At 67.8% G+C, this 25780-nt stretch carries 26 protein-coding genes; 24 read left to right on the top strand and 2 right to left on the bottom strand.

Features of this window, described 5'->3' with window-relative positions; genetic code table 11:
* The 19 genes from AAFP30_RS12155 to AAFP30_RS12245 all read left to right on the top strand — a co-directional run bounded on the left by AAFP30_RS12155 (position 1) and on the right by AAFP30_RS12245 (position 17307).
* The gene (locus tag AAFP30_RS12155; protein WP_419230184.1) at positions 1–546 is read left to right on the top strand and encodes an NUDIX hydrolase; all 546 of its coding nucleotides are present in this window, start codon (positions 1–3) and stop codon (positions 544–546) included.
* A 57-nt stretch (positions 547–603) separates the two neighbouring features.
* Entirely contained in the window at positions 604–1509 is a 906-nt protein-coding gene (gene pdxS, locus AAFP30_RS12160; RefSeq protein ID WP_419230185.1) for a pyridoxal 5'-phosphate synthase lyase subunit PdxS, read from the top strand.
* A gap of 25 nt (positions 1510–1534) precedes the next feature.
* Complete coding sequence (locus AAFP30_RS12165) at positions 1535–2314, top strand: PP2C family protein-serine/threonine phosphatase (protein ID WP_419230186.1); 780 nt, start codon at positions 1535–1537, stop codon at positions 2312–2314.
* The gene (locus AAFP30_RS12170) at positions 2311–3024 is read left to right on the top strand and encodes a hypothetical protein (RefSeq protein WP_419230187.1); all 714 of its coding nucleotides are present in this window, start codon (positions 2311–2313) and stop codon (positions 3022–3024) included. The genes AAFP30_RS12165 and AAFP30_RS12170 overlap by 4 nt, the downstream gene beginning before the upstream one ends.
* 139 nt (positions 3025–3163) lie before the next feature.
* Positions 3164–3625, top strand: coding sequence for a response regulator transcription factor (locus AAFP30_RS12175; protein WP_419230188.1), 462 nt, complete (start codon positions 3164–3166; stop codon positions 3623–3625).
* A gap of 180 nt (positions 3626–3805) precedes the next feature.
* Positions 3806–4630, top strand: coding sequence for an acyl-CoA thioesterase (locus AAFP30_RS12180; RefSeq protein WP_419230189.1), 825 nt, complete (start codon positions 3806–3808; stop codon positions 4628–4630).
* Positions 4627–5241: a pyridoxal 5'-phosphate synthase glutaminase subunit PdxT gene (pdxT, locus tag AAFP30_RS12185; protein WP_419230190.1), complete on the top strand. Its 615-nt coding sequence runs from the start codon at positions 4627–4629 to the stop codon at positions 5239–5241. The genes AAFP30_RS12180 and pdxT overlap by 4 nt, the downstream gene beginning before the upstream one ends.
* Before the next feature lie 54 nt (positions 5242–5295).
* A complete protein-coding gene (locus tag AAFP30_RS12190) occupies positions 5296–6048 on the top strand; it encodes a YebC/PmpR family DNA-binding transcriptional regulator (RefSeq protein ID WP_419230191.1) in 753 nt (250 codons plus the stop codon).
* 153 nt (positions 6049–6201) lie between these two features.
* On the top strand, positions 6202–6816 hold the full coding sequence (locus AAFP30_RS12195) for a hypothetical protein (RefSeq protein ID WP_419230192.1): 615 nt from the start codon (positions 6202–6204) through the stop codon (positions 6814–6816).
* A gap of 74 nt (positions 6817–6890) precedes the next feature.
* Complete coding sequence (locus AAFP30_RS12200; protein WP_419230193.1) at positions 6891–7034, top strand: hypothetical protein; 144 nt, start codon at positions 6891–6893, stop codon at positions 7032–7034.
* Positions 7025–7594, top strand: a complete 570-nt coding sequence (gene ruvC, locus AAFP30_RS12205) for a crossover junction endodeoxyribonuclease RuvC (RefSeq protein ID WP_419230194.1) — start codon at positions 7025–7027, stop codon at positions 7592–7594. Before AAFP30_RS12200 ends, ruvC begins: the two co-directional genes overlap by 10 nt.
* Positions 7591–8190: a Holliday junction branch migration protein RuvA gene (gene ruvA, locus AAFP30_RS12210; RefSeq protein WP_419230195.1), complete on the top strand. Its 600-nt coding sequence runs from the start codon at positions 7591–7593 to the stop codon at positions 8188–8190. Before ruvC ends, ruvA begins: the two co-directional genes overlap by 4 nt.
* Positions 8187–9284: a Holliday junction branch migration DNA helicase RuvB gene (gene ruvB / locus AAFP30_RS12215; RefSeq protein ID WP_419230196.1), complete on the top strand. Its 1098-nt coding sequence runs from the start codon at positions 8187–8189 to the stop codon at positions 9282–9284. The genes ruvA and ruvB overlap by 4 nt, the downstream gene beginning before the upstream one ends.
* 109 nt (positions 9285–9393) lie before the next feature.
* Complete coding sequence (gene yajC / locus AAFP30_RS12220; RefSeq protein WP_419230197.1) at positions 9394–9765, top strand: preprotein translocase subunit YajC; 372 nt, start codon at positions 9394–9396, stop codon at positions 9763–9765.
* A gap of 92 nt (positions 9766–9857) precedes the next feature.
* Entirely contained in the window at positions 9858–11498 is a 1641-nt protein-coding gene (secD, locus tag AAFP30_RS12225) for a protein translocase subunit SecD (RefSeq protein ID WP_419230198.1), read from the top strand.
* Positions 11495–12700, top strand: coding sequence for a protein translocase subunit SecF (gene secF / locus AAFP30_RS12230; RefSeq protein ID WP_419230199.1), 1206 nt, complete (start codon positions 11495–11497; stop codon positions 12698–12700). The genes secD and secF overlap by 4 nt, the downstream gene beginning before the upstream one ends.
* An 11-nt stretch (positions 12701–12711) precedes the next feature.
* Positions 12712–14385 (top strand): ABC transporter substrate-binding protein, encoded by a 1674-nt coding sequence (locus AAFP30_RS12235; RefSeq protein ID WP_419230200.1) that lies wholly within the window; start codon positions 12712–12714, stop codon positions 14383–14385.
* The gene (locus tag AAFP30_RS12240) at positions 14375–14950 is read left to right on the top strand and encodes an adenine phosphoribosyltransferase (protein WP_419230201.1); all 576 of its coding nucleotides are present in this window, start codon (positions 14375–14377) and stop codon (positions 14948–14950) included. Before AAFP30_RS12235 ends, AAFP30_RS12240 begins: the two co-directional genes overlap by 11 nt.
* 44 nt (positions 14951–14994) lie before the next feature.
* Entirely contained in the window at positions 14995–17307 is a 2313-nt protein-coding gene (locus AAFP30_RS12245; protein WP_419230202.1) for a RelA/SpoT family protein, read from the top strand.
* Between the two features lie 33 nt (positions 17308–17340).
* Here AAFP30_RS12245 and AAFP30_RS12250 read toward each other — a convergent pair whose 3' ends face one another.
* Positions 17341–18279 (bottom strand): peptidylprolyl isomerase, encoded by a 939-nt coding sequence (locus AAFP30_RS12250; RefSeq protein WP_419230203.1) that lies wholly within the window; start codon positions 18277–18279, stop codon positions 17341–17343.
* Between the two features lie 128 nt (positions 18280–18407).
* Here AAFP30_RS12250 and AAFP30_RS12255 point away from each other — a divergent pair, with 128 nt between their 5' ends.
* The 5 genes from AAFP30_RS12255 to AAFP30_RS12275 all read left to right on the top strand — a co-directional run bounded on the left by AAFP30_RS12255 (position 18408) and on the right by AAFP30_RS12275 (position 24130).
* On the top strand, positions 18408–19112 hold the full coding sequence (locus tag AAFP30_RS12255; RefSeq protein ID WP_419230204.1) for an MBL fold metallo-hydrolase: 705 nt from the start codon (positions 18408–18410) through the stop codon (positions 19110–19112).
* Entirely contained in the window at positions 19109–20374 is a 1266-nt protein-coding gene (hisS, locus tag AAFP30_RS12260; RefSeq protein WP_419230205.1) for a histidine--tRNA ligase, read from the top strand. Before AAFP30_RS12255 ends, hisS begins: the two co-directional genes overlap by 4 nt.
* 117 nt (positions 20375–20491) lie before the next feature.
* Positions 20492–21586 (top strand): HoxN/HupN/NixA family nickel/cobalt transporter, encoded by a 1095-nt coding sequence (locus AAFP30_RS12265; RefSeq protein WP_419230206.1) that lies wholly within the window; start codon positions 20492–20494, stop codon positions 21584–21586.
* A 350-nt stretch (positions 21587–21936) separates the two neighbouring features.
* Complete coding sequence (locus AAFP30_RS12270; protein ID WP_419230207.1) at positions 21937–23133, top strand: DUF222 domain-containing protein; 1197 nt, start codon at positions 21937–21939, stop codon at positions 23131–23133.
* Between the two features lie 361 nt (positions 23134–23494).
* Positions 23495–24130 carry a hypothetical protein gene (locus tag AAFP30_RS12275; protein ID WP_419230208.1) on the top strand — a complete coding sequence of 212 codons (636 nt, stop codon included), beginning with the start codon at positions 23495–23497 and terminating at the stop codon, positions 24128–24130.
* Positions 24131–24142: 12 nt separating this feature from the next.
* On the opposite strand, the gene AAFP30_RS12280 is transcribed toward AAFP30_RS12275, so the two are convergent.
* On the bottom strand, positions 24143–25774 hold the full coding sequence (locus AAFP30_RS12280) for a DUF885 domain-containing protein (RefSeq protein ID WP_419230209.1): 1632 nt from the start codon (positions 25772–25774) through the stop codon (positions 24143–24145).
* Between the last annotated feature and the right edge of the window lie 6 nt (positions 25775–25780).

The following is a 25780-nucleotide window of genomic DNA, read 5'->3' on the forward strand; positions in this document are numbered from 1 at the left end:
ATGACCTTGTCCGACACCACCATTGCGGTGCTCGCCCTCATCGTCGCGGTCGTGGTGATCGCCGCGGCCTGGGCCTTCCAGACGGCGAACCGCCTCGACCGACTCAACGTGCGCGTCGACCTCGCGCGCGGCTCCCTCGACGCCGCCCTGGAACGGCGCGCAGTGGTCACCCGGTCGATCGCAGCCGGCATGATCGCCGGCTACGACGACGAGGTGCGGGCGGCGGGACACCAGCTCGCCGCAGCCGCCGATCAGGCCGAACACGCACCGCCGGAGGCACGCGAGCAGGCCGAGAACCGGGTGTCGGCGTTGCTGGCACTCACCGATCCGGCCGGCCGGCCGCAGGGCCTGGTGGTCGAACTGGCCGACGCCGAGACCAGGGTGATGATGGCGCGCCGCTTCTACAACGACGCGGTGCGCGACACCCGCAACCTCGCCGAGCGCCGTCTGGTTCGCTGGCTGCGACTGGGTGGCACCGCCACGCTGCCGAACTACTTCGAGATCACCGAGCGGGGGGCTCCGACCGGGGACGTTGCGGACGCCTAGAATGGTCGGGACATTCCGCGAATCCGCGGGATCAGCACAACCTCAGGAGTACATCAAGTGAGTCAGATCCAGGATCCCACTGTCGGGCAGGGAACGGCCCGGGTGAAGCGCGGCATGGCCGAGATGCTCAAGGGTGGCGTGATCATGGACGTGGTCACCCCGGAGCAGGCGAAGATCGCCGAGGATGCCGGTGCGGTGGCCGTGATGGCGCTCGAGCGGGTGCCCGCCGACATCCGTGCGCAGGGCGGCGTGTCGCGGATGAGCGATCCGGACATGATCGACGGCATCATCGCCGCGGTCTCGATTCCGGTGATGGCCAAGGCGCGGATCGGGCATTTCGTGGAGGCGCAGGTCCTGCAGAGCCTCGGTGTGGACTACGTCGACGAGTCCGAGGTGCTGACCCCGGCGGATTACGCCAACCACATCGACAAGTGGGCGTTCACCGTGCCGTTCGTGTGCGGTGCGACCAATCTCGGTGAGGCGCTGCGTCGGATCACCGAGGGTGCGGCGATGATCCGCTCCAAGGGTGAGGCCGGCACCGGTGACGTGTCCAACGCCACCACCCACATGCGCAAGATCCGCGATGAGCTGCGTCGTCTGTCGTCGCTGCCGAAGGACGAGCTCTATGTGGCGGCCAAGGAACTGCAGGCGCCGTATGAGCTGGTGGCCGAGGTCGCCGAGGCCGGCAAGCTGCCGGTGACGCTGTTCACCGCGGGTGGCATCGCCACCCCGGCGGATGCGGCGATGATGATGCAGCTCGGCGCCGAGGGCGTGTTCGTCGGTTCGGGCATCTTCAAGTCCGGCAACCCGGCGCAGCGCGCGGCGGCCATCGTGCAGGCCACCACCTTCCACGACGACCCCGACGTGCTGGCCAAGGTGTCCCGCGGCCTGGGGGAGGCGATGGTCGGCATCAACGTCGACGAGATCCCGCAGCCACACCGGCTCGCCGAGCGGGGTTGGTAACTCTTTGCCGTAGGATCTGCTGACCATGGACGCGGCGACCATTGTGCGGGACGAGTCCCGAACCGGCACCGACACCGTTGCGGGTCTCACGCTCGACTGGGCGGCGATCTGCAACGTCGGCCGGGTCCGTGAGACCAACGAGGACGCGGCGCTGGTCCAGCCGGGCAAGTATCTGCTCGCCGACGGCATGGGCGGGCACGAGAGCGGTGAGGTCGCCAGCGAGGCGGCGTTGCTGACGTTGGCCGCGGTGCCTGCCGAGGGCGACCGCACCGAAACCCAGCTCGCACTGATCAACCTGCTCATCGAGGCCCAGGACAAGATCGGGTCCATCGACGCGTCGACGGAGCGTCGTGCCGGTACCACCGCCACCGGCGCGGTCCTCGTCACCCACGACGACGCCCCGCACTGGCTGATCGTCAACATCGGCGACTCGCGCACCTACCGCCTGCAGGGCGGAGTGCTCGAACAACTCACCGTCGACCACTCGCAGGTGCAGGAGTTCGTCGACGCCGGGTTCCTCACCCCCGAGCAGGCGCGGGTCGATCCGCGGCGCAACGTCATCACCCGCGCGCTCGGTGCAGGCATGGCCGAGCCGGAAGCCGATTTCTTCTCCATCCCCGCGCTCTCCGGCGACGTCCTGCTCGTCTGCTCCGACGGTCTGACCGGGGAACTGCCCGACGACGAGATCGCCGAGATCCTGCTGCGCGAGGAGACCGCCGAGTCCGCGGCCGACGCCTTGGTCGAGGGGGCGATCGCGCTCGGTGCGCACGACAACGTGACCGTTGTGGTCGTCCGCGTCCGGTGACCCCGCACCCGGTCAGTTACGTCGACTACTGCGGGGAACGGTTCGACCTCGATCCGGGACAGCGTTTCTCCATCGGCCGGGAAGCGGACCTGTCGGTGGACGACAACCCGTACCTGCATCGTCGATTCCTGGTGCTGCACAACGAGAATGGGCTGTGGTGGCTGACCAACCTGGGCACCCACCTGTCGGCGAGTGTGTCCGCGGGCGACGTCGGATTCTCGGCCACCCTCGGTCCGGGGGCACGGATGCCGCTGGTGTTCGGGGAGACCACCATCGTGTTCAGCGCGGGCCCCACCACCTATGAGGTCAGCGTGTACGCCGACGCACCCGCGGTGGCCTCGATCACCGAGCCGCACACGATCGGCGGCGACACCACGCGCGGTGTCCCCACCCTGACCGAGAGTCAGAAGGTGCTGATCGTCGTGCTCGCCGAGGAGATCCTGCGCCGCGACGGCACCGGTGCCAGTGCGATCCCGTCGTCGGCACAGGCTGCCGCCCGCCTGGGCTGGTCGATCACCAAGTTCAATCGCAAGCTCGACAACGTCTGCGACAAACTCGACCAACTCGGGGTCAGCGGCATGCGCGCCGGTGGTGGCAAGCTCGCCTCCAACCGCCGCACCAAACTCGTCGAGTTCGCCATCTCCTCACGCATCGTCACCCGCGACGACCTCGGCCTGATCGACGCAGAGGCGGCCCGAAACCGCGGCTGAGCTGTGTCCGAGTGGGTACTTCTACCCATCTGTGGGGTAGTTCTCCCCATCGACGGAACCAGATGCTCGGTCATAGCGTCTAACTCAATGACAGGCGGGGTAGCGGCACACCGACACCCCCGAGACGAGTGAGGACAATATGACGGTCATCGCCCACCACATTCCGGCACATCACACTGCGCATCGGCGTCAGGCCGAGGCCACCCGGCGGCGGCAAGAGGCCCTCGCTCGGCTCGCGCAGCGACGGATGCCGCTGCCCGGGCAACAGACGCCCGGCCGGCCTGCCGCCCATATGACGGTGGTCACCTCGTCGGCCACGCGCACCGCGGTCGAGGGTCCGCGCTGCACCTGCCACACCGCCTCCGGCAGCCTGCCGCGGCCGGCGCTGACCGAACGCGAGATCGAGGTGCTGCGCAGCTGGCTCAAGCTCGACTCGAAGCCGGAAGTGGCTGCCGAACTGTACATTTCGCTCGGCACCGTCAACACCCACCTCACCCGTATCCGGGCCAAGTACTCCGACGTGGGCCGCGCGGCTCCGACGAAGGCCGCGCTGGTGGCCCGCGCCGTGCAGGATGGCCTCATCTCGCTCGACGAACTCTGAGGTAGCGAGGGCATGTCTCTCAATTCCCTTTGCGGGTCTTGGCGGCTCGTTGCTCCTCTGGCGGCGTTGTCGTCGATCACGATAGCTGCCGCTATCGCTCACTCCTCCGCCTTGCCAGAGAAGCAACGATTCCGCCAATCCCTCGCAGTGGAATTGAGAGACATGCCCTAGAGTCTCCTCGTGGCAACCATCGAGGAGATCCTCCAGGTCGAGGCGATCGAGAAGGACATCTATCGGGGACACGCGTTTCCGACGCTGCTGCAGCGCACCTTCGGAGGGCAGGTTGCGGCGCAGGCCTTGGTGGCGGCGACCCGCACCGTCGACGAACAGTTCGGTGTCCACTCGCTGCACGGCTACTTCCTGCGGCCCGGCAACACCGAGAAGCCCGCGGTGTTCCTCGTCGACCGCATCCGCGACGGGCGGTCGTTTGTCACCCGGCGGGTGACCGGCATCCAGGACGGCGTGGCGATCTTCACCATGTCGGCGTCGTTCCACGTGCGCACCGACGAGGGACTCGAGCATCAGGACACGATGCCACCGGTGCCGAGCCCGGAGGAGATCGATCACGACCGGGAGACCCAGGAACGCACCAACCGGTTCCTCAAGGAGTGGCGCAACTTCGACTTCCGGATCGTGCCCCGCGATCAGATGGTGACCTCGGATCGGTACGCCGCCCAACAGCGCGTCTGGTTCCGTCACCATGACCGGTTGCCCGACGATCAGGTGTTCCACGTCTGCACACTGGCCTACATGAGTGACATGACCCTGCTCGGGTCGTCGCATGTGCCGCACCCCGATGTCGAGACCCAGGGCGCCTCCCTCGACCACGCCATGTGGTTCCTGCGGGACTTCCGGGCCGACGAATGGCTGCTCTACGACCAGACCTCGCCGTCGGCGTTCGGCGGCCGGGCGTTGACCCAGGGGCGCATCTTCGACCAGCGCGGTGCCATGGTGGCGGCGGTGACGCAGGAGGGGCTGACCCGGATCCGGCGGGATCCGTCGTGACCGCACGTCCCCGGATCGGTGTGCTCGCGCTGCAGGGCGATGTCCGCGAACATCTCGCTGCCCTGACTGCTGCCGGCGCCGACGCGACCAGCGTGCGGCGGCCGTCGGAACTCGACGAGATCGACGGCATCGTCCTCCCCGGCGGCGAATCGACGACGATGAGCAAGCTGCTCGAGACCTTCGAGTTGTTCGACCCGCTGCAGCAACGGCTGGCCGCGGGGCTGCCCGCCTACGGCTCGTGCGCCGGGATGATCCTCCTCGCCTCGACCATCCTGGACACCCGACCCGACGCCCGGCACCTCGATGCCCTCGATATCACGGTGCGCCGCAACGCTTTCGGTCGTCAGGTGGAATCCTTCGAGACCGACCTCGACGTCGTCGGCATCACCGACGAGCCGGGTGCGCAGCGGATGCGGGCGGTGTTCATCCGGGCGCCGTGGGTGGAATCGGTGACACCCGACGTCGAGGTACTCGCGCAGGTCCCCGACGGTCCGGCGGCCGGCCGGATCGTCGCGGTGCGGCAGGGGCGGGTGCTCGCGACCTCGTTCCATCCGGAGGTGACCGGCGACCGACGGGTGCATGAATACTTCGTCACCATGGTGCGCGGGTAGGATCGACGGGGTTTCACGGCGCGTACGCGCGGCACTGCTTCGGAGAGGAACATCATGAGCGGCCATTCCAAATGGGCCACCACCAAGCACAAGAAGGCCGTCATCGACGCCAAGCGCGGCAAGATGTTCGCCAAGCTGATCAAGAACATCGAGGTCGCGGCGCGTACCGGTGGCGGTGACCCGTCCGGCAACCCGACGCTTTACGACGCGATCCAGAAGGCCAAGAAGAGCTCGGTCCCCAACGACAACATCGAGCGGGCCCGCAAGCGCGGCGGCGGCGAAGAGGCCGGCGGCGCCGACTGGCAGACCATCACCTACGAGGGCTACGGCCCCAACGGTGTCGCGATCCTCATCGAATGCCTCACCGACAACCGCAACCGCGCGGCCGGCGAGGTGCGCACCGCGATGACCCGCAACGGCGGCAACATGGCCGACCCGGGTTCGGTCGCCTACCTGTTCACCCGCAAGGGCGTGGTGACGCTGGAGAAGAACGGGCAGTCCGAGGACGACGTCCTGATGGCCGTGCTCGACGCCGGCGCCGAAGAGGTCAACGACCTCGGCGAGAGCTTCGAGGTGGTCAGCGAACCGACCGACCTGGTCGCCGTGCGCACCGCACTGCAGGAGGCGGGCATCGACTACGACTCCGCCGAAGCCGACTTCCGTGCCTCGGTCGAGGTGCCGGTCGACGCCGACGGTGCCCGCAAGGTGTTCAAACTGATCGACGCGCTCGAGGACTCCGACGACGTGCAGAACGTCTACAGCAACGTCGACGTCAGCGACGAGGTACTCGCCGAGCTCGACGCCTGAGCATCACCGTCGAAATGAGGTCGCATGCGACGTCGTCTCCGTTGCGCGACCTCAGCTGAGTACGCGATACCGGGCTGAAGTCGCATGCGACTTCATCTCGAGTTCATCCACCGCAGGTGTCCGCGCGGCAACGGCAGATGTCATCGTGGTGCGATGCCGCAGTTCACCCCGATCGGTCCCGACGCGCTTGTCGAACTGTGTGCGCGCCGGATCGACGGCATCGCCGGTGTTGTGGTGGTGGCCATCGACGCTGCTTACGCCGCCCATCCCGCTGCGCTGGCCCGCCAGATCACCGACCGACTGCAGGCCCTCGGCCGTGCAGCGGCCACCGTCGAGATGACACATTTCGTCCGGCCGGCGTCGTTGCGCTTCGAGTACGGACACACCGACGAGCAGAGCTACCGCGACTCGTGGTTCGATCACGCTGCGCTGGACCGCGAGGTCATCGCGCCGGTCCGCGCTGGCTCGCCGTGGCTACCGCGTCTGTGGAATCCGGTGACGGACAGGTCTTTCCGTGACGACCGGCAGCCGAGCGCGCACGATCAGGTGATCGTCGTGGCGGGTCCGATGCTGCTCGGACGGCACACGTTTGACCTGACGGCGCGGTTGTCCCAGAACGAGGCGACGCTACGACGACACACCCCCGCCGCCGACCACTGGACGATCCCAGTGCTGCTCTCCGACGCGCACGAGACGCGCGCCGACATCGAGGTTCGCTACGACCACCCGGACCGCCCCGCCATCCGGGTCAGCAGCCCTGACGCCTAGCAAGTTGAGGTCGCATGCAACCTCAGCTCGGTGTTGCGACCTCAGCTGACGTCGCGCAACCGAAATGAGTCCGCATGCGACGTCATCTCGGCCGGGCCGCCGGGGTCGTCGTCGAGCTGGTGCGCTCCCCGCGCGTGTTGATCGCCGCCGCTGTCGGGGTGTGCCGATACAATCTCGAACAGTTGTTCGGAACTCGGGAGGTGTGGGCGTGCGCGTGATGGGAGTCGATCCCGGTTTGACCCGGTGCGGTATCGCGCTGGTCGAATCCGGCCGGGGGCGGGCGGTCACCGCACTCGACGTCGATGTGGTCCGGACCCCGACCGACATGGACCTCGCCGAGCGACTGCTCGCGGTCTACACCGCCGCCTGCCACTGGCTCGACGTGCACCAACCCGACGTGGTGGCCATCGAACGCGTCTTCGCGCAGAACCAGGTGTCCACCGCGATGGGCACCGCACAGGCGGGTGGAGTGATCGCGCTGGCCGCGGGCCAGCGCGACGTGCCGGTGCGGTTCCACACACCGTCGGAGGTGAAAGCGGCGGTGACCGGCAGTGGACGCGCCGACAAGGCGCAGGTCACCGCGATGGTGACGCGCATCCTCGGCATGCAGACCAAACCGCGGCCCGCCGACGCCGCCGACGCGCTCGCGCTGGCGATCTGTCATTGCTGGCGCGGACCGATGATCGAGAAGATGGCCGAGGCGCAACGCAAGGCGCAAGCCCAGGTGGCCCGCGCGCAGGCGGCGCGGGCCCAGACCGGAGTGGGAGGACGTTCATGATCGCGTCGGTTCGGGGTCCGGTGGTCGACATCGCGCTCGACCATGTGGTGATCGACTGCGCGGGCGTCGGCTACCGCGTGCTGGTCACGCCGGCGACGGTGGCGTCCGTCCGACGCGGCGAGGAGGCGACGCTGTTGACATCGATGATCGTCCGCGAGGACTCGATGACCCTCTACGGCTTCACCGAGGCCGACGCCCGGGCGTTGTTCACGCTGCTGCAGACCGTCACCGGCGTCGGACCGCGGCTGGCGATGGCCACCCTCGCGGTCCTCGAACCCGACGCGCTGCGCCGCGCGCTGGCCGGCTCCGACGTCAAGGCGCTCACCGCGGTGCCCGGCATCGGCAAACGGGTCGCCGAACGACTCGTCGTCGAACTGCGCGACAAGGTGGAGATGCCGGGCACCGCGGCGGGGGCCGGGGGACCGGTCGCTGTCGCCGGCTCGGTGGCCGATCAGGTGTCCGAAGCGCTTGTCGGCCTCGGTTTCACCGCCGCGCCCGCCGACAAGGCGGTCACCGCGATCCTCGCCGAGACACCCGACGCCGATGCGTCGACCGTGCTACGAAAGTCGTTGGCACTCTTGGGGAAGACCGCATGACCGACGAACTGCCGGACGGACCGGACGCCGACGAACGCGACGTCAGCGCCACCGAACTGCACACCGACGGCGACTTCGACGCCGGCCTGCGGCCCCGGTCGCTGGCCGACTTCATCGGCCAGCCCCGCGTCCGCGAGCAGCTCGAGCTGGTGCTGCGCGGCGCCAAGGGTCGCGGCGGCACCCCCGACCACATCCTGCTGTCCGGGCCGCCCGGCCTGGGCAAGACGTCGCTGGCGATGATCATCGCCGCCGAGATGGGCGCCGCGATCCGCGTCACCTCCGGGCCGGCGCTGGAACGCGCGGGCGACCTCGCGGCGATGCTGTCCAACCTCGTCGAGGGTGACGTGTTGTTCATCGACGAGATCCACCGCATCGCCCGTCCTGCCGAGGAGATGCTCTACCTGGCGATGGAGGACTTCCGCGTCGACGTCGTCGTCGGCAAGGGGCCCGGGGCCACCTCCATCCCGCTCGACGTCGCGCCCTTCACCCTGGTCGGCGCCACCACCCGGTCGGGCTCCCTGACCGGTCCGCTGCGCGACCGCTTCGGCTTCACCGCGCACATGGAGTTCTACGAGACCGACGAACTCGTGCGCGTGCTGCGGCGCTCGGCGGGCATCCTCGGCATCACGCTGCAGGCCGACGCGGCCCGTGAGGTCGCAGGCCGGTCGCGCGGCACCCCGCGCATCGCCAATCGGCTGCTGCGGCGGGTCCGCGACTACGCCGAGGTCCGCGCCGACGGCACCATCACCGTCGACATCGCCAGAGCCGCGCTCGCGGTCTACGACGTCGACGAACTCGGCTTCGACCGACTCGACCGCGCGGTGCTCGGCGCGCTGGTCAAGGGCTTCGGCGGGGGACCGGTCGGTGTCTCGACGCTGGCCGTCGCGGTCGGTGAGGAACCGGCCACCGTCGAGGAGGTGTGCGAGCCGTTCCTGGTCCGGGCGGGGATGGTGGCCCGGACCCCTCGCGGCCGCGTCGCCACGGCCGCGGCGTGGCATCACCTCGGCCTCACGCCGCCGGTCGGGGCGCTCAACGCGAGTTTCGGCGTGCGATCGCGCGAGGACCTGACCGACAGCTTGTTCGACGACCTGTGAGCCAGGAGAATCGGACATTCGTGCCCGACATGGCACACTGGTTGCTGCACACACGCGACTCGACACCGATTCGACTCGACCCCCACGACAAAGGATTGACGTAGTAACCATGGAGTCTTTGCTTTTCCCACTCCTGCTGGCGATGCTGGCGCTGTTCATGTACTTCAACATCCGCAAGCAGAAGAAGCGCATGGCCGACATGCAGGAGATGCAGAACTCCGTGGCCACCGGCGCCCGTGTGCAGCTGACCTCCGGCATGTACGCGACCGTGGTCGATTCCTCCGGTGACTTCGTCGACCTGGAGATCGCGCAGGGCGTCATCACCCGCTTCAACCGACTGGCCGTCACCCGCGTCGTGCCGACCGAAGAGGCTGCCGGCACCTATCCTGGCGCTCTCGGCGTCGCCGAGGAGTTCGAGCAGATCGACGACAAGCCGGCCGACGATCACATCAATCCGGCGAATCCGACCGACGACAAGTGATCTCCGCACCGGGAAACCGGTGCCTACCGAGCAGTCAGTAGAGTGGGCGTCTGCTGCCCAGATGACCGCCATCCTCAGGAGATCAAACCGTAGTGACCACACCTCGCCGGCCGTCGGCGACACGGTCGGGACCTCAGCGTGAGATCCCACCGTGGCGACCGCTGACCGCCTTCTTTGTTCTGCTTGCCGTTGTCTACGGACTGGTCTTCTTCACGGGCGGCGGGTCAGCGACGCCGAAGCTCGGCATCGACCTACAGGGCGGTACCCGCGTCACACTGACCGCCCGGACGCCGGACGGCAAGGATCCGTCGCGGGATCAGCTCAACCAGGCCAAACAAATCATCGAGCAACGCGTCAACGGACTCGGTGTCTCGGGGTCCGAGGTGGTCATCAACGGCAACACCCTGGTGATCACGGTGCCCGGCGACGATTCCTCGCAGGCCCGGGCGCTGGGTCAGACTGCGCGTCTGTTCGTGCGGCCGGTGGAGAACGTGCAGCCGGCCACTCCGCAGAACAAGACCGAAGAGCAGAAGGCCGAGGAGAAGAAGGCCGCCGAGGACAAGGATCAGTCCTCGTCGGCGGCGGCCATCGAAGAGCAGCGCAAGCTACGGCAGGCGCCAGCCGGGGCCAACCTCGACGCGTTGACCGCGCAGATGGCCAAGATGGACTGCTCGGAGAACTCCTACGACCCGCTCGTCGGAAACGACCTGCCCGACCAGTACCTCGTCGCCTGCTCGCAGGACGGTACCCAGGTCTATCTGCTCGGCCCGGAGATCATCGACGGCCGCGACATCAAGAACGCGACCGCGACCACCACCCAGCAGGCCGGCTCGTGGGTCGTCTCGCTGGAGTTCAAGGGTGACGCCCAGAAACTGTGGCCCACCTACACCGCGCAGAACGTCGGCAAGGCGACGGCGTTCACCCTCGACACCAAGGTGGTGTCCGCACCGCAGATCCAGGGTGCGATCACCACCCCGTCGACCGAGGTCAGCGGCAACTTCACCCAGCAGGAGGCCAAGGACCTCGCGAACGTACTCAAGTACGGTTCGCTGCCCCTGTCCTTCGAGGCGTCGAACGCCGAAACCGTCTCCGCCACACTGGGATTCGCGTCACTGAAGGCCGGCCTGATCGCGGGTGCGGTCGGCCTGCTGGCGGTCCTCATCTACGCGCTGCTCTACTACCGGATGCTCGGCATCCTGACGATCCTGTCGCTGGCCCTGTCGGGCCTGATGGTCTACGGCATCATCGTGCTGCTGGGCCGCTGGATCGGTTTCACCCTCGATCTTGCCGGAATCGCCGGTCTGATCATCGGTATCGGCATGACCGCCGACTCGTTCGTCGTCTACTTCGAACGAATAAAGGACGAGATGCGCGACGGCCGAACATTCCGGTCCGCCGTGCCACGCGGTTGGGCGAGTGCCCGCCGCACCATCTGGACCGGCAACGCGGTCAGCTTCATCGCCGCGGTCATCATCTACGTGCTGGCTGTCGGCGAGGTCCGTGGCTTCGCGTTCACCTTGGGTCTGACCACCATCCTCGACATCGTCGTGGTGTTCCTGGTGACCCATCCGCTGGTGGTGCTGGCGAGCAGGTCGTCGTTCCTGTCGCGGCCGTCGGTCAACGGTCTCGGCGCGGTCAGCGAGGTGGCGCGGCAGCGTCGTGAGGCCCGCGCCGCGAAGTTCGCGACGACCGGGTCCAGCACGGGTTCGAGCACGGAAGGATCGGCCGAATGAGCATGCAGACACCGCAACCGCCGCGGCCCAACTCCGGACGTGAGGGCGGTGGACGCAGCGAGGTACCCACGCCGGTGACTCTCGACGACGACCCGGACTACGCCCCGGTCGCCGATGCGGACTTCGTGCCGGAAACCAACCGGTCGTTCCTCTCCAAGCTCTACACCGGCACCGGTGCCTTCGACATCGTCGGCAAGCGCCGGATGTGGTACATCATCACCGCCGTCATCCTGCTGGTGGCGGTCCTGTCGATGGTGTTCCGCGGGTTCTCCCTCGGCATCGAGTTCGAGGGCGGCACCCAGGTGTCGATCCCGGTCTCGTCGGGCATCACGACCGATTCCGTGGAAACCGTCTTCTCCTCGACGCTCGGAGCCGAACCGGAGTCGGTCCAGACCGCCGGTTCGGGTGCCAGTGAGACGGTGCAGGTCCGCACCGAGTCGCTGACCCTGGCGCAGACCGAGCAGGTCACGCGGGCGCTCGCCGACGAGTTCGGTCCGGAACTGACCGCCGCCGAGGTGAGCGTCTCCGACGTCAGCTCGAGCTGGGGCAACGAGATCACCAAGAAGATGCTCATCGCGCTGGCGGTGTTCCTGGTGATCGTGTTCGTCTACATCGCGGTCCGCTTCGACCGGGAGATGTCGATCGCGGCGCTCGCCTCACTGTTCTTCGACATCGTGGTCACCGCCGGGATCTACTCGCTGGTCGGGTGGGAGGTCACGCCGGCCACCGTGATCGGCCTGCTGACCATCCTCGGCTTCTCGATCTACGACACCGTCGTGGTGTTCGACAAGGTCTCGGAGAACACCCGCTCGGTGTTGCAGACCACCCGTCGTACCTACGGTGAACAGGCCAACCTGGCGATCAACCAGACCCTGATGCGCTCGATCAACACCACCGTCATCTCGGTGTTGCCGATCCTCGCGTTGATGATCATCGCGGTGTGGATGCTGGGCGTCGGCACCCTCAAGGACCTCGCGCTGATCCAGCTCGTCGGCGTCATCGTGGGTGCCTACTCGTCGATCTTCCTGGCCGCACCGCTGTTGGTCACCCTCAAGGAACGCCGCCCGGACATCGCGCGGCACACCAAGCGGGTGCTCGATCGTCGGGCCCGCATCGACGCCGGTGAGACCCCGTTGCCCGAGGGCCGGGCGGGGGCGCGCCCAGTCGGTCGGTCCACCGGAAAACGCCGGCGCGCGCGATAGCCTACGAAACCGTGACACTGCGGACGCTGCTCACTCTGGTGACGTCGTTGGCCGTGGTCGGGGCGCTGGTGAGCGGCTGCGGGGACGACGGTCCGCCCAGCATCACCTACGTCGTCGACGCGCGCATCGACACCTACAACGCCAACACCGTCGACGGCAACGCCGGGGGTGCGCTGATGGCCACCACCCGGCTCCTGCCCGGCTTCAGCTATCTCGGTGCGCAGGGGCAGGTGACCCCGGATCGCGACATCGGCACGGTGACGCCGGTTGCCGGTCCCGCACTCACTCTGCGCTACGACTTCGCACCCGAGGCCACGTTCTCCGACGGACACGCGATGGCCTGCGACGACCTGCTGCTGGCGTGGGCAGCGATGAGCGGCCGGATGCCGGGCGGATTCGCGCCGGCCACCACCGCCGGCTACCGCGACATCGAGCGCGTCGACTGCACACCGGGCACCAGGACCGCCACGGTGACCTTCGCCCGAGGTCGCGCCTACAGCGACTGGCTCGCCCTCTTCCGCGCCGGGACGATGCTGCCCGCGCACATCGTCGCCCAGCAGGCCGGGGTGCCGAACGTCGTCGACCCGATCCGCACCGGTGATCGTGCCGCGCTGACGAAGATCGCACGGGCCTGGAATGCAGGATTCGCGCTGGCTCCCGGATCGATCGACACGGCCAGGTTCCCGTCGTCGGGTCCGTACCGCATCGACAGCTACTCGGCGACGGACGGACTGGTGCTGGTCGCCAACGACAAGTGGTGGGGCGACGCACCGCCCGTCGGCCGGATCGTGATCCGGCCGACCAGCGCCCAGCAGCGCGTGCCGGACGGCGCCTACGACATCGCCGACGTGACCGCCGGCATCTCCACCACCGAGATCGCCCCGGCGGAGGGTCCGAAACAACCCTTCCCGCAACCGAATCGGGCGCTGGCTGTGGAGTCGATCGTACTTTCGCAGCGGGGTGCGCTCGGTGATGTCCGGGCGCGGCAGGCGCTCGCCTCGTGCGTGCCCCGCGACCAACTCGCACGGCAGTTCGGGCGCGGCGCGCAGACCTGGAACCTGCGGGTACTGGCCCCGGCGGACAATCTGGCCGGTCAGCTCAACGCGTCTTTCGGCCGCGAGTACCTACGTGCCGACGTCCCCCGCGCCAAGGCGCAGGTCGCCGAACTGCGGGCCGGGGGCGCCGGGCCGCTGCGGGTCCGTATCGGTTATCTGGCACCGACGCCGCGGTGGCAGCAGATGGTCGGGGCGATCACCGAGTCGTGCCGCGCGGCCGGTATCGAGGTCGTCGACGCCGGGTCGTCGGACATCACGCCCGGCGCGCTGGGGCGCGACGTCGACGCGCTGATCGTCGCCGACGGTGCGTCGTTCGCGGCGGCCGGTGCGGCGAATCCGTCGCGCGACGCCTACCAGCTCTACGGCGGTGATCCGCTCAACCTCGGTGGCTACCGCAATCCCGAGGTGAGTGCGGCGATCGACGAACTCGTCGTCTCCGACCTGGCCTCGGACCGCCTGCGGCTGGTGCGCACGATCGAGAACGCGGCCTGGGCGGGTCTGCCGTCGATCCCACTGTTCGCCGCGCCGCGCGACCGACAGTGGGGGAGCAGGGTCGCTAATGTGATGCCCGGGCTGGGCCGCAACGGTACCGGCTGGAATATGGATCGGTGGGTGGCCCATGAGCAATGAGTCCGAGGTGATCACCGAGCGTGCGGTGGCACAGGCGCGGCAGGCGATCAATGAGCACGCGCGCACCGTGCCCGACTTCCCGGCACCCGGCATCACCTTCAAGGACCTGACCCCGGTGCTGGCCGACCCGGCCGGCCTGTCCGCGGTGGTCACCGCGATGACCCACGGTTGCCGCGACATCGACCTGGTGGCCGGCATCGACGCCCGCGGCTTCCTCGTCGGTGGGGCGGTGGCGCGGGAACTCGGCGTCGGGGTGCTCGCGGTCCGCAAAGGCGGCAAGCTGCCGCCGCCGGTGCTCAGCGTCGAATACGCGCTGGAATACGGGGCGGCCACGCTGGAGCTCCCGGCCAACGGCATCGACCTCTCCGGGCGACGGGTGCTGCTCGTCGACGACGTGCTCGCCACCGGCGGCACCATCGTCGCCGCCGCGGACCTGATCGCGCGGGCCGGTGCCGACGTGGTGTCGGTCGCGGTCATCATGGAGCTCGACGGTCTCGGGGGCCGCGCGACGATCGCCGAGGGGCTCGGTGCAGGCCTGCCGGTGCATGTCGTGACCACCGCCTAGACTGGACAAGTTCCGCAGGCCAGTCTGGCGCAGAGGAGGTCGCGATGCCCGACGAGATCGATGTCGAGACAACCGAGGCCACGGTGGGTGCGCCGTCCTCGTCCGCGTCGCGACGCGTGCGTGCACGGCTCGCCCGTCGGATGACCGCCACCCGTAGTCCCGTCCGCCCGGTGCTCGAACCGCTGGTCACCCTGCATCGCGAGATCTACCCGAAGGCCGATGTTGCGTTGCTGCAGCACGCCTACGACGTCGCCGACGAGCGGCATCAAGGGCAGATGCGCAAGTCCGGCGACCCCTACATCACTCATCCGCTCGCGGTCGCGACCATCCTTGCCGACCTCGGGATGGACACCACCACGCTGGTCGCCGCCCTGCTGCACGACACCGTCGAGGACACCGGCTACACCCTCGAGCAACTCGAGTCCGACTTCGGGGCCGAGGTCGCGCACCTCGTCGACGGTGTCACCAAGCTGGACAAGGTGGCGCTGGGCAGCGCCGCCGAGGCCGAGACCATCCGCAAGATGATCATCGCGATGGCCCGCGATCCGCGGGTGTTGGTGATCAAGGTCGCCGACCGGCTGCACAATATGCGCACGATGCGCTTCCTGCCGCCGGAAAAGCAGGCGCGCAAGGCGCGCGAAACGCTGGAAGTCATTGCGCCACTGGCACACCGGCTCGGTATGGCGACAGTGAAATGGGAACTCGAGGATCTCTCGTTCGCCATCCTGCACCCCAAGCGCTACGAGGAGATCGTGCGGCTCGTCGCCGATCGCGCCCCGTCGCGCGACACCTATCTGGCGCGGGTGCGCGCTGACATCAACAACGCGCTCGGTGCCGCGCGCATCACCGCCACCGTCGAGGGCCGGCCCAAACACTATTGGTCGATCTACCAGAAGATGATCGTCAAGGGCCGCGACTTCGACGACATCCACGACCTGGTCGGCATCCGCATCCTGTGCGACGAGGTACGCGACTGTTATGCCGCGGTGGGCGTGGTGCATTCGCTGTGGCAGCCGATGGCAGGCCGGTTCAAGGACTACATCGCCCAACCCCGGTTCGGGGTCTATCAGTCCTTGCACACCACGGTGATCGGGCCGGAGGGCAAACCGCTCGAGGTGCAGATCCGCACCAACGAGATGCACCGGACCGCCGAGTTCGGCATCGCCGCGCATTGGCGCTATAAGGAGAGCCGCGGAAAAGGCAAGGGGCCGCGCAAATCCGAGTCCGCGGAGATCGACGAGATGGCGTGGATGCGGCAACTCCTCGACTGGCAGCGGGAGGCCGCCGACCCGGGGGAGTTCCTCGAGTCGCTGCGGTATGACCTTGCGGTACAAGAGATCTTCGTCTTCACCCCGAAGGGCGACGTCGTCACGCTGCCGGCCGGCTCGACACCCGTCGACTTCGCCTACGCGGTGCACACCGAGGTCGGGCACCGGTGCATCGGCGCGCGGGTGAACGGTCGACTCGTCGCGCTCGAACGCAAGCTGGAAAACGGTGAGGTCATCGAGGTGTTCACCTCCAAGGCCCCCACCGCCGGTCCGAGCAAGGACTGGCAGAACTTCGTGGTGTCACCGCGGGCGAAGGCCAAGATCCGGCAGTGGTTTGCCAAGGAACGTCGCGAGGAAGCCCTCGAGACCGGTAAGGACGCGATCGCCAAAGAGGTACGACGTGGCGGACTTCCGTTGCAGCGCTTGGTGACCGCCGACTCGATGGGGACCGTCGCGAACGAGCTGCGCTACGCCGACGTCACCGCGCTCTACACGGCGGTCGGGGAGAACCATGTGTCGGCGCGGCACGTCGTCAACCGGCTGGTGGCCCTGCTCGGCGGCATCGACGACGCCGTCGACGAGATCGCCGAACGATCCACGCCGTCGACGCTGCCCACCCGCACCCGGCAGGGCGGGGATGCGGGTGTCGTCGTCGAAGGCGCCGACAACGTCCTGGCGAAACTGGCGAAGTGCTGTACCCCGGTGCCCGGCGACGAGATCATGGGCTTCGTCACCCGCGGCGGCGGCATCAGCGTGCACCGGACCGACTGCACCAACGCCGCCTCGTTGCGGCAGCAGGCCGAGCGGATCATCCCGGTCTCGTGGGCGCCGAATCCGTCGTCGGTGTTCCTCGTGGCCATCCAGGTGGAGGCGCTCGACCGGCACCGGTTGCTCTCGGATGTGACGAAGGTGCTCGCCGACGAGAAGGTCAACATCCTCTCGGCGTCGGTCACCACCAGCCGCGACCGGGTGGCCATCAGCAAGTTCACCTTCGAGATGGGTGACCCCAAACACCTCGGTCACGTGCTCAACGTGGTTCGCAACGTCGAGGGCGTCTACGACGTCTACCGCGTGACGTCGGCGGCCTGACCGGACGAGTCCGGCCAGGCCTCACGTCGTCCGTCAGTCCTGGTTACCGCCGCCGACGGTGGCGGTGGTGATCTCCACCGGCTGCTTCGGCGTGCCGTCGTTGGGGTCGCCGGTCGGGCCGGGGTTCAGGCCGTTCTTGCCGATCTTGTCGAGCACGGTCAGGCCCTCGGGGTCGACCTTGCCGACCACCGAGTAGTTCGGCGCGAGCTGGCTGTCTTGCATGACCAGGAAGAACTGCGCGGAACCGGTGTTGCTCTGTCCCGACTGCGGGTTGTTGCTGTTGGCGATCGCCACGGTGCCCTTGGGGTAGATCACCGGTGCGGACCCGCCGGACATCGGATCGGCCTGGCCCGCGGGCTTGAAGCCCACCGGCGGCTCGTCCGGGCTCGACCAGCCGGGTCCACCGACGCCGGTACCGGTCGGGTCACCGCACTGCAGCACCTTGAGGGTCTCGGCGTTCGTCATCCGGTGGCAGGGGGTGTTGTTGTAGTAACCGTTCTGCGCCAGCGAGATGACCGCGCCGGCGTTACACGGCGCGCTCGCGCGGTCCAGGGTGATCGGGATGGTGCCCTGATTGGTCTGGAACACCAGCGCCTCGGTGCCCTCCTTGAGCTGCTTGTCGCCCGGCTTCGGGGAGGTGCGCTGCTTGTCGGCGTTTGCGCGGATGGAGTCGTAATAGGCCTGCATCTGGGCCTTCTGATCGGCGGGGACGCCGTCGGGCACCGTCTTGGGCACCTGGTCGAACTTGCTGGGGGCGTCCTCGTAAGCGCAGGCCGTCCAGCGGGCGGCCTCGCGGTCGTCGAGGATCTTCTTGGTGATCAGAGTGGCAGCGGTGGCGACGATCGCGACCACGACAACGGTGGACACCGAGGCGATGATGATCTTTCGCCGCCGGGCTTCCTGCCGTTCACGCTCGAGGCGTTCCTCCAGCTTGCGCTTGGCCGCTTCGCGACGTTCCTCGTTGGTCGACACGCGTTTGTGACCCTCCTGAACTCGTGTGCACCGGTACCGGACTCACCCGGTGGGGACATGACTCGGGGCACAGTGTGCCAGGAGAACCTGAGAGTCCCGAGCGCGGGGCGGTTTGCCACAATGGAACGATGCTCATCACCGGATTCGCGGCAGGGATGTTCCAGACGAACTGCTATCTGCTGGCGACCGAGGCCGGGTCCGAGGCCATCATCATCGATCCCGGCCAGGACGCCGCCCCTCGGGTACGCGAGTTGCTCGCCGAACACGACCTCACCCCGGTCGCCGTCCTGCTGACCCACGGTCACCTCGACCACACCTGGAACGCGCAGGAGATCTGCGACGAGTTCTCCATTCCGGCCTACATCCACGCCGCCGACCGGCCGATGCTCGCCGACCCGGGCAAGGGGATCGGCCGTACTCTCGGCTCGATGATCGGCACCCTGACGTTCCGGGAGCCGGAGAAGGTCATCGAGTTCGTCGACTCCGAAGCGGTCGACCTGGCCGGCATCCGCCTCTCGGTGGATCTCGCGCCCGGCCACACCCAGGGGTCGGTGCTGCTCGGTATCGAGGTGCCCACCGACCAGGGGCCGGTACCCGTCTGCTTCAGCGGTGACGTGCTCTTCGCCGGGTCGATCGGCCGCACCGACCTGCCCGGCGGCGATCATCAGCAGTTGCTGGACTCGATCGCGACCAAACTGCTGCCGCTGTCCGACGACACCCAGGTGCTGCCCGGTCACGGCCCGCAGACCTCCATCGGGCAAGAGCGAGTGAGCAATCCGTTCCTCGCCGACCTACCCACCGACACCCCGAAGAAAGGACGTCACGGACTGTGAGCGCCGACTTCGCCGCGCCCCGGGGCATTCCCGACTACTTCCCGCCCGCCTCGGCCGACTTCCGACTGGTCCGCGACACACTGACCGACGCCGCCCGCCGCGCCGGCTACGGCCACATCGAGCTGCCGATCTTCGAGGACACCGGGCTCTTCGCCCGCGGCGTCGGCGAATCCACCGACGTGGTCAGCAAGGAGATGTACACCTTCGCCGATCGTGGTGACCGTTCGGTGACCCTGCGCCCCGAGGGCACCGCTGGGGTGGTGCGTGCGGTTATCCAGCACGGCCTCGACCGCGGACAGCTGCCGGTGAAGCTCTGCTACGCCGGACCGTTCTTCCGCTACGAGAAGCCGCAGGCCGGGCGCTACCGCCAGCTGCAGCAGGTCGGTGTGGAGGCCATCGGCGTCGACGATCCCGCGCTCGACGCCGAGGTGATCGCCGTCGCCGACGAGGGCTACCGACGACTCGGACTCTCCGGCTTCCGCCTCGAGATCACCTCCCTGGGCGACGACGCCAGCCGCGGACCTTACCGGGAAGCGTTGCAGCAGTTCCTATTCGGCCTCGACCTCGACGAGCCGACGCGGGCGCGGGCGCAACTCAACCCGTTGCGCGTGCTCGACGACAAGCGGCCCGAGATCAAGGCCGCGACCGCCGACGCGCCGCTGCTCATCGACTACCTGACCGACGATGCGCGCGCCCACTTCGAGACCGTGCTCACGCACCTGAAGCGTCTCGGCGTGCCCTACGAACTCAACCCGCGTCTCGTTCGGGGACTCGACTACTACACCAAGACCACCTTCGAGTTCGTGCACGACGGACTCGGCGCGCAGTCCGGCATCGGCGGCGGCGGCCGTTACGACGGACTGATGAAAACCCTTGGTGCCAAACAGGATCTGTCCGGTATCGGATTCGGGCTCGGCGTCGACCGCACCATGCTCGCGATGGAGGCCGAAGGCGTCGCCCACGCCAACACCGCCCGCTGCGAGGTCTTCGGCGTGCCGATGGGCACCGACGCCAAGGCCGAATTGGTCGGTGTGGCAGGGCAATTGCGTGCCGCCGGAATCCGCGTCGACCTCGCCTACGGCGACCGTGGACTCAAGGGTGCGATGAAGGCCGCTGACCGTTCCGGCGCGAAACTCGCTCTGGTGCTGGGCGACCGGGAGCTCGAGGAACGCCAGATCGAGGTCAAGGACCTCACCAACGGTGAACAGCATCGGGTGGCGCTCGACGGCATCGTGCGTGAGGTAGCGCGGCTGCTGGGCTGAGACGGGCAATCCGGGCAAAATAGGCCTGGAAAACTCTTGGGGGACTTGACTATCCGAGTGGTTAGGTTTCGCTCGCGAGTCTTGTTTGCGTGCGTGTGACCTCGCTAACGTTTCCCCATGGACATCCGTAGGTGGCGTTCGGCATTGTCGCCGAGGGAGTGGGTCGGCATCGGCGGCATGGTCGCCGCGGTGGCTGCGCTACACATCGTCGGCTGGGTGACGCTGATCGTGTTCGTGGTGCCGGATCACTTCACTGTCGGACAGAAGACGCTCGGCATCGGTGTCGGGTTAACCGCATACACCCTTGGTATGCGGCACGCCTTCGACGCCGACCATATCTCGGCCATCGATAACACCACCCGAAAGTTGATGGCCGACGGCAAACGACCGCTCACTGTCGGATTCTGGTTCTCGCTCGGCCATTCGTCGGTGGTGTTCGGCCTGGCGGTCCTGCTCGCACTGGGGATCAAGGCGCTCGCCGGGCCGGTGGAGGACGATTCGTCGGCGCTGCATCACGTGACCGGAATGATCGGGACCTCGGTATCCGGCGGCTTCCTCTATCTGATCGCCGCAATCAACCTGGTGATCCTCGTCGGCATCGTTCGGGTGTTCCGCGACATGCGGCGCGGCCTGTACGACGAGGAGCGACTAGAAGCACACCTCAACAACCGCGGATTCATGAACCGACTGCTCGGCCGCTTCATGAGGGTGGTGACCAAGCCGTGGCAGATGTACCCGATCGGGGTGCTCTTCGGACTCGGCTTCGACACCGCCACCGAGGTCGCGCTGCTGGTGCTGGCCGGCAGCAGCGCGGCCGCGGGTCTTCCGTGGTATGCGATCCTTTGTTTACCAGTGCTTTTCGCCGCAGGCATGAGCTTGTTCGACAGCATCGACGGCTCGTTCATGAACTTCGCCTACGGATGGGCCCTGGCCAACCCCGTGCGCAAGGTCTACTACAACCTCATCATCACCGGACTGTCGGTGGCGGTGGCCATGGTGATCGGCACCATCGAGCTACTCGGCCTGCTCGCGGACGAGTTCGGATGGACCGGTCGATTCTGGGACGACGTGTCCGGTGTCGACCTCAACATCGTCGGATTCATCATCGTCGGCCTTTTCGTGCTCACCTGGATCGGGTCGCTGGCCGTGTGGAGGTTCGGCAACATCGAGGAACGATGGAGTGCCGCACTGGTGTCGGCCGACGAGGGATAGGTGAGGTCACCGCACCGAGGTAGGGGTGTGTTGTATCCGATTCTCGAACTCATGGAGGACGCGACGACCGTGCTGACGCTGGCCTCGGCTGCGGTGGGTGTCACTGGCGCTGCGGTATGTCATCGATCTGGTGCGCGGCCTATATCTGGCGGACTGATTCTGCGCGTCGATCCTGTCGGTGGGGTGTTCTAGAGTGGTGTTACCGGATCGAACAAGAATGAATGACGTGAGCTGAGGCCTTGTGGGCCTTGGTCTTTCAGACAACATGATGTGGGCAGATCGATCCTCCCTGTCCTGTTCGTGTGTTTGGAAGGTCGTTGGTCGTGGAGCCGTTGTCGGCGTGGTGGAGGGTGGCTTCGCCCTGGCCGGACCTGCCCGGCTTCTACACCGGAGGCGTCCGCGCCGATCGTGTCGGTGATCCCGCCGACGCCGGGATCAACGATCTGGTCGGCGGACTCATCTCCAGCGTGCGTGGCCAGTCGTATCTGGCGTGGCATGACTATCAGATCGCCGCGGAACTGCACGCCCGTTTGGTCGGCGACTCTGAACGCCCCGACGACCTCTTGTTGAAGGACGGGTTCGCTGACTGCGCCGCCCGGATTTCGTTGTCGTTGTGCGTGGGTCAGGGGGAGGCCGAGAAACTGCTGCACCGCGCCCTGGCGCTGCGCGATCGCCTCCCTCAGGTGGCCGAGCGGTTGAAGATCGGGCGGATCACCGACGAGGCGGTGCGGAAGATCGTCGCGCGTACCGATCTGGTCGACGGCCAACCCTGTGCCGCCGATGTCGATCGCGACATGGTGGCTGAGTTGGATCTGCATGATGGGACGTGGTCGATGCACCGGCTGCAGACGATGTGCGATCGCATCGTGTTCCGGCATGATCCGGATGCGGTGCGTGAGGCCCGGCGTCGGGCGAAGGATGCGCGTCGGTTCTGGACGCGGCCCACCGGCGATGGGATGGCCCAAGTATCGGCGACGATGACCGCCGAGAACGCGCTCATTGCCAAAGCCGCAGTGAACGCGCTGGCCACCGCGACGTGTGAGGAGGATCCGCGGACGCTGGATCAACGCCGCTCGGATGCCACCTTCACCCTGTTGACCGGCAACGTCTTCGAGTGCCTGTGCGGGCGGGAGGACTGCGACGCCGTCATCCCCGAACCGGGTACCGCCCCGGCCAGCACGGTGGTCATTCATGTGGTGGCCGATGAAGGCACCGTGAAGGGCACCGCACAGAATGCGGGGTTCATCGCCGGGCAGGGTGTGATCTCTGACGAGCAGGTGCGGGATCTGGTCGCCCGGCCGGATGCGGTGATCCGCCCGATCGTTCCCACGGGGACGCCGATGAACCCGGACGGCAGCTACACGCTGCCGGCGACCCAGCCGTCGAACCCCTACCGCCCGTCGACGGCGCTGGACACGTTCGTGCGGGTGCGCGACGGATACAGCGTCATACCGGGTGATACCACCTCGGCGTTCGACGCCGACCTCGACCATGTCGAAGAGTTTGACCACGAGCATCCAGGGTCGGGTGGCAGACCACCGACCTGAACCTCAATGCCAAGGGCCGCTTCGGGCATCTGTTGAAGACGTTCGGTGACTGGGTTGATGATCAGTTCCGTGACCCGATGACGGGGCGGCTCCGGCAGGAGTTCATCACCCCGGAAGGCCTGGTAATTCCGGGCGATCCGGAGAACTTGGAGCAGTTGCTGCCCGGACTACGGCGGATTCGGTTCAAGGTGCCCGAGGCCCTTCGAGACGCTCGCTCGGCTGGCGCCTCGCGGGCTCCTCAGGGATCGGAGACACCACCGACTCGTTCGCAGAGTCGGGTGGCGGCCAAACACGCCCGCAGACAACAAGAGCGGGAACGCAATCGGCGACGCCGGGAAAACGGAGGTGACAGGATGGAGCCATGACCACCATCTCGAGGCTCGCATCGGATCTGTCGCGGCTCGGCCGCGAGTCGGACATGCTCGACACCATCGTCACGATGATGGGTGACGATCTGCTCGACGCGCCGTCGACGGACGGGCGGTCGCGTCGCGAGGTGGTCGCCACGCTGGCGGACAGTGGATTTGCGTTGGCCGCCGCCGTCGACGCCGCAGCCGGGAACACACCGACCGACACCGCGGTCCCAGACGACGCGCGGGTACGGTACCGCGAATCCAATACGGTGTTCGCGGCCGCCGCCGACCGGCTAGATCAGCTGCCCGACGATGCGGCCGTCGAACACGCCGGGGTCGCGTTGCAGCGTGATGATGTTGTGGGCCAACGCATTGCCGAGGTGGTGCTGGCCAACAACGTCATCAGCCGGGTGTGGACGCTCGACGAGGCGGACCCGGATTCCGTGCTGAACGCGCTCGACGCGATGGTGCGTCGGCTCGAGAGCCGCGACGACGCACCGTCGCTGACCCTGGCCACTCTCGAGGGCGACCGGTGGGAACTGCACGGCGGTGGTCAGGAGGTGTCCGGGACGCGCGAGCACCTCGCGCAGTGGCTGGCCCACGGGGAGGCCGACGACCTTCCGGCCGTCCCGGCGTGGAGCTGACGGATACGTCGGTCAGCGCGACATCTCCTGCGCCAGCACGTCCAGGGTGACCCCACCCAAAGCCAGTGCGCGCGTATGGAAGTCCTTGAGTGACCACTCCGGGTGGGTGGCCAGCGCGGCGGCGCGGGTGTCCTCCCAGACTCGCTGTCCCAGCGCGTAGGAGGGTGCCTGCCCGGGCCAGCCCAGGTAGCGGTGCAACTCGAAGCGCAACACGGTGCGATCCATCGCGACCGATTCGGTGAGGAACTGCCACGCCTTGTCCGCATCCCACATACCGCCGCCGAGCGAGGCCGGCGCCGGGAGTTGGCAGTGCACCCCGATGTCGAGGACCACCCGCGCCGCCCGCAGCCGCTGCGAGTCGAGCATGCCCATCCGATCACCCGGATCGTCGAGCCAGCCGAGCTCACCCATCAGGCGTTCGGCGTAGAGCGCCCACCCCTCGCCGTGCCCGGAGGTGAACGACGCCAGCTTGCGCCAGTCGTTGAGGTCATCGGAGACGATCGCCGAGCCGAGCTGCAGGTGATGGCCGGGCACACCCTCGTGGAAGACGGTCGTCGTCTCCTGCCAGGTGTGGAACACCGACTGCTCCGGCGGCACCGACCACCACATGCGACCCGGGCGGGACAGGTCGGCCGACGGCTGCGTGTAGTAGATGATGCCGGTCGACGACGGAGCGAGCCGGCACTCGAGGCGGGTCAGCCGCGGCGGCAGGTCGAAGTGGGTGCCCGCCAACGCATCCACCGCCCGATCCGACAGCTCCTGCATCCACGCGACGAACGCGTGTCGGTCGTCGATCGCATACTGCGGCAACGAGTCCAGATGGGCCATCGCCTCCGGTATCGACGCCCCCGGCAGCAGGGACTCGGCGATCGCGGCCTGCTCCGCAACGATCTCGGCCAGATGATCCAGGCCCCATTCGTAGGCCTCGACGGGGTCGACGTCGGCGCCGAGATAGGCGGGCAGATAGAACCGGTAGCGGTCGGGACCCACCGCGTCGACCGGGGTCGCGGCCGGCGCCACCACGTCGCGCAACAGTTCCGCAAGGCGACCGAATGCCGCACGCGCACCATCGATTCCAGCGACCGCAGCGGGGTCGTCGGCGAACGCGGCGGTGGTGGCGGCGATCGCGTCGGCGGCGTCATCGGCCTGCTCGGCGACGAGTTCCACCTGCCGCAGCGCGAACGGCGGACCCTGCGCGAGCCGATGCCGGAGTCCCTCGACGACGGTGTCCACACACCCCGGAAGCCCGCGTAGCCGGGTCACGAACGTCTCGCGGTCGTCGGCGGTGTCGATGGGCATCAGGTCGAAGATGTCGCGGATGCCCTGCAGCGGCGAGGCGATCACGTTGCAGTCGCCGACCCGTTCCCCGGCGTCGGCGAGCGCGATCTCCCGCCGCAACGACGCCGACATCGTCGAGACCGTCACCCGGTCGACGTCATCGGCGATCGGCAGCGCGGCGAGGTCGGACAGCGCCGTCCGGGCCGCCGACACGCGTTCGGCGCAGGCGTCGGGGGAGAAGTCGGTCAGCAGATGGTCGTGGCCTCCGACGCCGACCTCGGTGGCGAACAACGGATCGAGCCGCGCGCACTCGGCGAGATAGGCGTCGGCGCGGGCATCGACCGCGCTCGGTTCACGAGGTGTCACCGGTGC

The sequence above is a fragment of the Gordonia sp. CPCC 205515 genome (assembly GCF_048537925.1).
Lineage (GTDB): Bacteria > Actinomycetota > Actinomycetes > Mycobacteriales > Mycobacteriaceae > Gordonia.